This is a genomic window from Sphingomonas asaccharolytica NBRC 15499 (assembly GCF_001598355.1).
Classification (GTDB): domain Bacteria; phylum Pseudomonadota; class Alphaproteobacteria; order Sphingomonadales; family Sphingomonadaceae; genus Sphingomonas; species Sphingomonas asaccharolytica.
Window position 1 is genome coordinate 1 of the sequence record NZ_BCYU01000134.1, and the last position, 6,711, is coordinate 6,711.

Below are 6,711 nucleotides of genomic sequence, written 5' to 3' on the forward strand. Positions count from 1 at the left end.
CCCAGCCCCGAGCGATGAACGTGTGGAGGGCCCCCTCCACCATCGCCTTCGGCGACGGTCCCCCTCCCCGTTCCGGGGAGGATTTTTAATGCCCGACCATATCCTCCGCCCGAACCACGCGATCGAACGTCGCCTCATCCACCAGCCCCAGATCCAGCCCCGCTTCCTTCAGCGTCATCCCCTCGGCATGCGCATGCTTGGCGATCTTCGCCGCATTGTCGTACCCGATCTCGGGCGCGAGCGCGGTCACCAGCATCAGCGAGCGATCGACCAGTTCGGCGATTCGCCGACGGTCCGGCTCCAGCCCCTCAACGCAACGTTCCGCAAAGCTCTCCATCCCGACTGCCAGCAGGTCGATCGAGCGCAGCACCGCGGCGCCGATCATCGGCTTGAACACGTTGAGCTCGAGATGCCCCTGCATCCCGCCGACCGTCACTGCCTGGTGATTGCCGATCACTTGCGCCGCGACCATCGTCAGCATCTCGCATTGGGTCGGATTGACCTTGCCCGGCATGATCGAGCTGCCCGGCTCGTTCGCCGGCAGCATTAGTTCGCCGATCCCCGATCGCGGCCCCGATCCGAGCAAGCGGATATCGTTGGCGATCTTGGTCAACGCGACTGCCAGGCTGTTCAACCGCCCAGAGAAATCGACCAATGTGTCGTTCGACGCCAGCGCCTCGAACTTGTTCGGCGCGGTCTCGAACGCGAAGCCGGTCAGATCGGACAATTCGGCCGCGATCGCGGGGCCGAAATCCTTCGGCGCGTTGAGCCCCGTCCCGACCGCGGTGCCGCCCTGCGCGAGCTTGGACAGGCCATGTTCGATCAGCGGCACCAACCGCGTCCGCGCCAGCCGCACTTGCGCATAATAGCCCGAAAACTCGTCGCCCAATGTCAGCGGCGTCGCATCCTGCAGATGCGTTCGGCCGATCTTGACGATGTCCTGCCACGCTTGGGTTTTGGCGAGCAATGCCGCCTCCAGCCGCTCGATCGCCGGCACCAGTCGCCGCATCGCCGCAAGCGCCGCCGCGACATGAAGCGCGGTCGGAAAACTATCGTTCGACGATTGACTCATATTGACGTCGTCATTGGGGTGGACCGGCGCCTTGCCGCCGCGCGTGCCGGTCAGCATCTCGTTGGCGCGGCCGGCGATCACTTCGTTGACGTTCATGTTCGACTGCGTGCCGCTGCCGGTCTGCCAGATGACGAGCGGGAATTGGTCGTCGAGCTTGCCCGCGACCACTTCCGCCGCCGCCGCCTCGATCGCATCGGCTTTCTCCGCCGCCAACCCATGTACTCGATTCACCCGTGCCGCTGCCTGCTTCACCAAAGCGAGCGCATGGACAATCGCGATCGGCATGCGCTCCCGCTCGCCGAACGGGAAATTCTCGATCGATCGCTGCGTCTGCGCGCCCCAATAGGCGGTCGCGGGCACCTCGATCGCGCCGATCGAATCGGTTTCGGTGCGGGTTTCGATCATCGCGCGGGCTCCTCATCGGGCGGATTTGCCCGACTTGGCGTCACCAGATGCCGGGCACAAGCCTTGCGCGTACGCGGCCAGCATATTCGCGATAGCCCGGCAGCCTATCGTGGAGCAACCGGTCTTCCCAGGCGGTGCGGACGGCGAGCAGGACCGACGCAATCGCGGCGGGTACCAGTCCCCACCAGGAGGCGAGCGCCAGCGATATTCCCAGGAACATAGCGACCGCCGCGCTGTAGCCCGGATGCCGGACAAAGCCATAGGGCCCGGAATCGATCACCCGCTGGTGTCGTTCCGACTGGATGCGCACGCCAGGCTCGAAGAACGGATTCACCGCTTGTGCCCAGGCCGTGACCGCAATCCCGCCGAGCAAGGCGGCATATCCGATCGCGACCAGCCACGGCGGCACATGCGACCAATGCGCCCGCCCCGCGTCGAAGCTGGCAACGGGAACGGTTGAGACCATCGCGGTCAGGATCACCGCCACCAACGGCAAGTCCCAGCGCTCGGTCCCCGGCTGGAAGCGACTGCGCGCGCGAAAAATGACCGGATTGACCTTGGCGAGCGCTAGCCCGGATGCCGCGAACCCGATCACCAGCGCTGCGACGAAAATCCAGCCGGGCACCCAGCCGATATCGCCGGCGGGCAGGAAGACCAGCAACAACAGCGAGATCGGCAGTGCGACCGCATAAGCGATCGCCGTTGCGCGTGACATTGGTGTCGGATCCTGCGGCTGTTGCTGAACCATATCCACCTTACGCCGCCGCGCGCGGCTTGTTCCGGCCAAGTCATAATCGATCCGGCCGAACGGCAGTCGACGGCTGCCATATCCTCCGATAAGAAAAACACTGCGAAAGTAGTAAGTTGTCAACCGCTGTCGATTATCCACGCGAGCATGCAGCGTCGCGTCCCGCTCTCTTTGCTTCGGCCGGGCATGTTCGTCCACGGCATTGAGGGCTCATGGCTCAGCCATCCGTTCTGGCGCCGCCGCTTTCTGCTGCGCTCGGACAGCGACATCGCCGCCTTGCGCGACGCCGACATCGCCTTCGTGACGATCGACACAACGCGGGGACTCGCGCCGATCGAAGAGCCGGAACCGATCATCATCACCGAACCGGTCGTCGCCAATGTCGCCACGGGCATCACTGCCGAACGCGAGCGCGCCGTCGACATCGTCGCGCGGACCAGGGAAATCATCCGCGGCGTTTTCGAGGGTGCCCGACTCGGCAAGGCGATCGACTCCGATCAGGTCGCTGCGGTCGTCGACGAGATTTCCGAATCGGTACAACGCAACGCTTATGCCCTGATCAGCATCGTCCGGCTCAAGTCCAAGGACGATTATAGCTATCTGCATTCGGTCGCTGTGTGCGCGCTGATGGTCAATTTCGCCCGCCATCTGGGGCTACCCGACGAGACCGTGCGCGAATTCGGCCTGGCAGGACTGGTGCACGACATCGGCAAGATGGACGTGCCGTCCGAGATTCTCAACAAGCCCGGCCGGCTGACCGACGAGGAATTCGCCATCGCGCGGCTCCATCCCGAACGCGGCTGTGCGATCCTCGATCGGGCGGAGGCGATTCCCGCCACCGCGATCGACGTCTGCCGCCATCATCACGAAAAGATCGACGGCACCGGCTATCCGTTCGGGCTCAAGGGGGGCGAGATCAGCCTGGCGGCGCGGATGGGCGCGATCTGCGACGTCTATGACGCGCTGACGTCGGACCGCGCGTACAAGGACGCCTGGTCGCCGATCGAGGCGGTGACCGCGATGCATGGCTGGAACGGCCAGTTCGATCGCGATCTGTTGTTCACCTTCTACCAGAGCATCGCGGTGTTCCCGGTCGGCATGGTCGTCCGCCTGCGTTCGCAGCGTCTGGCGGTCGTGCTGTCCAATGGCCGACGCGCCAGCCGCCCGCGCCTGCGCGTCTTCTACGACACCGCCGCGAACAGCCTGGTCGCTCCGCGCGATATCGTTCTGACCGATGACGACGCGTGCAAGACCGTCGTCCGCGCGGAGAATCCCGTGGATTGGGGAGCGCATGATTGGCCCGCGCTGTGCGCGCATCTGCTGCAGGAGAGCGACAAGCTCGACCGCGAGGTGATCGCGCGGTTGTGGACGGAGGTCGAAGCGACGGCTGCGGAAACGGTCGAGATGCCTGCTATCGATCGCGTCTCGCGTTGGCAGCCTAGCGAACGGCTCGACTGAGCCAAGTTACCGTAGTTTGGCAATTATCTGAGTCGTTTCGGCCGGTCAGGCCGTCACGGAAGTAAATTCCGTGACGTCGGACGCGGCTATCGCCGCGCCGGCCGGCCGTTCGCGTCACCATAGGTGACCGCCGCGCAGCTTGCGCGGCTCGCTTCGGCTTACTTCTTTCTTTTGAAATCGACGCTGACGACGTTCGAGCCGTCATCGACGCGCTCGACATGGTCGTTCTCGGCCTCGTCATGCGGCTCGGGGCCGTCGGGGCCTTCCTGCGCCTGGAAGCGGAGTTCGAAATTGACGGCAGGGTCGTGAAAGCCGGTGATCGCGGAATAGGGAATGTCGAGCTTGGACGGCACCTGGTTGAAACTCAGTCCGACCGAGAATCGCTCGTCATCGACGGTCAGGTCCCAATAGCGATTCTGCAGGACGATCGTCATCTCGTCCGGGAACCGCTCGATCAGGCGTTCGGGGATGCTGACGCCCGGCGCCTGCGTCTTGAACGTGATGTAGAAATGATGCTCGCCGGGCAGCCCGCCGCCGGCCGCAACCGAGCCAAGCACGCGGCCGACCACGGCGCGCAGGGCCTCCTGCACGATCTCATCGTACGGAATCAGGCTATCGGGCAGTCCATCACTCATATGCCTTGGGTAGCCGATGCGAGCGTCGGGTCAAGATTGCATGACGTGCAACACACCCATATGGGGGCGCGATGCGCACCGCGACGATCAACCGCAAGACGAGCGAGACAAGGATCGACGTCGCCGTCAACCTCGACGGGACCGGCAGCTATGCCGTGTCGACGGGTATCGGCTTCTTCGACCATATGCTCGAACAATTGTCGCGCCATTCGCTGATCGACCTCGAGGTCAAGACCGTGGGCGATCTCCATATCGACCAGCATCACACGGTCGAGGATACCGGCCTGGCGATCGGAGAGGCGATCAACAAGGCGCTCGGCGAAAAGCGCGGCATCCGCCGCTATGCCGACGCGCTGTCGCCGATGGACGAGACGCTGACTCGGGTCGCGCTAGACATCTCCGGGCGGCCGTTCCTCGTCTGGAAGACGGAATTCTCGCAAAAACGTCTCGGTGAGATGGACACCGAGATGTTCGAGCATTTCTTCCACTCGTTCGCCCAGACCGCCGGGATCACGCTCCACATCGAGACGCTGTACGGCTCGAACAACCATCATATCGCCGAAGCGGCGTTCAAGGGTCTGGCTCGCGCGCTGCGCGAAGCGGTCGAGATCGATCCGCGCAAGGCCGATGCGATTCCCTCGACCAAGGGGACGTTGTGATGCCCGCTACGCGGGGCGAGGCACCGGTCTGCCTGATCCTGATCAATTACCTCGTTCCTCTCGACGAGGTCGATCGGCATATGAAGCCGCATATCGACTGGCTCGAGCGCGGTTATGCAGAGGGATTGTTCCTGATGTCGGGGCGCCGCAATCCGCGCACCGGTGGCGTGATCGTGTGCCGCGGCCACAAGGCGGAAGTGGCGGCGCTCGCGGCGAGCGACCCCTTTGTGACCGAAGGTGCGGCGACGATCGAGGTGATCGAGTTCAACGCGAGTTGGGCGGCCGAAGCGGTCGCGCCTCTGTTCGCGTGACGCTCGCGCTGATCGATTACGGCGCGGGCAACCTGCATTCGGTCGCCAACGCGCTGAAGGCAGCGGGCGCACAGGACGTCGCGATCACCGCCGATCCCGAGCTGGTAGCAACCGCGGACCGGATCGTCCTTCCCGGCGTCGGCGCGTTCGGCGCCTGTGCGGCGGCATTGCGCGGGGTGCCCGGCATGATCGATGCGCTCGACCAGCGCGTGCGGCGCGACGGCGCGCCGTTCCTCGGCATTTGCGTCGGCATGCAGCTGATGGCGGAAATCGGCGAGGAAATGGGCGAGTATGACGGACTCGGCTGGATCAAAGGCCGCATCCGCCGCCTGTCGCCTTCCGACCCCGCCGCCAAGGTGCCGCATATGGGCTGGAACGATGTGAGGCTCCTCTCCCCTCACCCGCTGATCGAGGCGGGCGAAGCCTATTTCCTGCACAGCTACGCGTTCGAAGGCGACGATGTGATCGCCACGACCGACCATGCCGGCCCGGTCGTCGCCGCGATCGCCCGAGACAATATGGCGGGCGTGCAATTCCACCCGGAAAAGAGCCAGCGTTACGGGCTGGAATTGTTGAAGAGGTTCCTGACATGGCGGCCGTGAAATGAGCCTGATCATCTTCCCGGCGATCGACCTCAAGGGCGGCAATGTCGTGCGGCTGGCCGAGGGCGATATGGACCGTGCCACGGTCTATGGGGACGATCCGGTGGCGCAGGCGATGGCATTCGCCGCGGCCGGGTCGCAGCATCTCCATATGGTCGACCTCGACGGTGCGTTCGCCGGCGAATCGGTCAATGGCGACGTCGTCCGCGCGGTGGTCGCCGCTTTCCCTGGCCACGTCCAGCTGGGCGGCGGTATCCGCGACCGCGCGGCGATCGAAGGATGGTTCGACGTCGGCGTCTCGCGCCTGGTGATCGGCACTGCCGCGCTCGACAATCCCGACTTGGTGCGTGAAGCCGCGCGCGACTTTCCGGGCGGCATCGTCGTCGCGGTCGATGCCAAGGACGGCATGGTCGCGACGCGCGGCTGGGCCGATGTGTCCGACGTCTCGGTCGAGGACATGGCGCGCCGGTTCGAGGATGCCGGGGTCGCCGCCTTGCTGTTCACCGATGTCGGGCGCGACGGGCTGCTCAAGGGCTGCAACGTCCAGGCCACGGTCGATCTCGCCCGTGCGGTCGACATCCCGGTGATCGCCTCGGGCGGGGTGAGCGGGATTGCCGACATCCACATGCTCGCGCTCCACGCCCGAGACGGGATCGAAGGCGTTATCACCGGCCGCGCGCTGTATGATGGTCGCCTCGACCTCGCGACGGCGATTGCCGTGGCGGAGGCGGCGTGAGAATCCCCTCTCCCTTTGGGAGAGGGAGGGGCCCGCTCGGCGCAGCCGAACGGGAGGGTGAGGGCAGTGCGCTTTTCTCAACCCT

Annotated in this window: 8 protein-coding genes; 5 read left to right on the plus strand and 3 right to left on the minus strand. The window is 65.0% G+C overall.

Annotated features, from left to right (window positions below; all coding sequences use genetic code 11):
• Positions 1–85: 85 nt before the first annotated feature.
• Together fumC and SAS01S_RS21115 are read right to left on the minus strand one after the other, a co-directional pair.
• Entirely contained in the window at positions 86–1,477 is a 1,392-nt protein-coding gene (fumC, locus tag SAS01S_RS21110) for a class II fumarate hydratase (protein WP_066813064.1), read from the minus strand.
• 40 nt (positions 1,478–1,517) lie between these two features.
• Positions 1,518–2,192, minus strand: a complete 675-nt coding sequence (locus SAS01S_RS21115; protein WP_066813066.1) for a methyltransferase family protein — start codon at positions 2,190–2,192, stop codon at positions 1,518–1,520.
• Positions 2,193–2,372: 180 nt separating this feature from the next.
• Between SAS01S_RS21115 and SAS01S_RS21120 the strand changes: the two genes are divergently transcribed.
• Positions 2,373–3,683: an HD-GYP domain-containing protein gene (locus SAS01S_RS21120; RefSeq protein ID WP_084239300.1), complete on the plus strand. Its 1,311-nt coding sequence runs from the start codon at positions 2,373–2,375 to the stop codon at positions 3,681–3,683.
• Between the two features lie 158 nt (positions 3,684–3,841).
• Here the strand turns inward: SAS01S_RS21120 and SAS01S_RS21125 are convergent, their stop codons facing one another.
• Complete coding sequence (locus tag SAS01S_RS21125; protein ID WP_066813068.1) at positions 3,842–4,318, minus strand: SspB family protein; 477 nt, start codon at positions 4,316–4,318, stop codon at positions 3,842–3,844.
• Positions 4,319–4,389: 71 nt separating this feature from the next.
• On the opposite strand from SAS01S_RS21125, the gene hisB reads away from it, so the two are divergent.
• From hisB to hisA, 4 genes are read left to right on the plus strand one after another with little or no spacing between them, the layout of a single operon-like run.
• On the plus strand, positions 4,390–4,977 hold the full coding sequence (gene hisB, locus SAS01S_RS21130; protein ID WP_066813069.1) for an imidazoleglycerol-phosphate dehydratase HisB: 588 nt from the start codon (positions 4,390–4,392) through the stop codon (positions 4,975–4,977).
• Positions 4,977–5,288, plus strand: a complete 312-nt coding sequence (locus SAS01S_RS21135; RefSeq protein WP_066813070.1) for a YciI family protein — start codon at positions 4,977–4,979, stop codon at positions 5,286–5,288. The genes hisB and SAS01S_RS21135 overlap by 1 nt, the downstream gene beginning before the upstream one ends.
• Positions 5,285–5,890, plus strand: a complete 606-nt coding sequence (gene hisH, locus SAS01S_RS21140; RefSeq protein ID WP_066813071.1) for an imidazole glycerol phosphate synthase subunit HisH — start codon at positions 5,285–5,287, stop codon at positions 5,888–5,890. Before SAS01S_RS21135 ends, hisH begins: the two co-directional genes overlap by 4 nt.
• Position 5,891: 1 nt before the next feature.
• Complete coding sequence (hisA, locus tag SAS01S_RS21145) at positions 5,892–6,626, plus strand: 1-(5-phosphoribosyl)-5-[(5-phosphoribosylamino)methylideneamino]imidazole-4-carboxamide isomerase (RefSeq protein ID WP_066813073.1); 735 nt, start codon at positions 5,892–5,894, stop codon at positions 6,624–6,626.
• The last annotated feature ends 85 nt before the right edge of the window (positions 6,627–6,711 follow it).

Coding starts and splice junctions, on each gene's coding strand:
- fumC (WP_066813064.1), bottom strand. CDS start 1,477: ATGATCGAAACCCGCACCGAAACCGATTCGATCGGCGCGATCGAGGTG.
- SAS01S_RS21115 (WP_066813066.1), bottom strand. CDS start 2,192: ATGTCACGCGCAACGGCGATCGCTTATGCGGTCGCACTGCCGATCTCG.
- SAS01S_RS21120 (WP_084239300.1), top strand. CDS start 2,373: ATGCAGCGTCGCGTCCCGCTCTCTTTGCTTCGGCCGGGCATGTTCGTC.
- SAS01S_RS21125 (WP_066813068.1), bottom strand. CDS start 4,318: ATGAGTGATGGACTGCCCGATAGCCTGATTCCGTACGATGAGATCGTG.
- hisB (WP_066813069.1), top strand. CDS start 4,390: ATGCGCACCGCGACGATCAACCGCAAGACGAGCGAGACAAGGATCGAC.
- SAS01S_RS21135 (WP_066813070.1), top strand. CDS start 4,977: ATGCCCGCTACGCGGGGCGAGGCACCGGTCTGCCTGATCCTGATCAAT.
- hisA (WP_066813073.1), top strand. CDS start 5,892: ATGAGCCTGATCATCTTCCCGGCGATCGACCTCAAGGGCGGCAATGTC.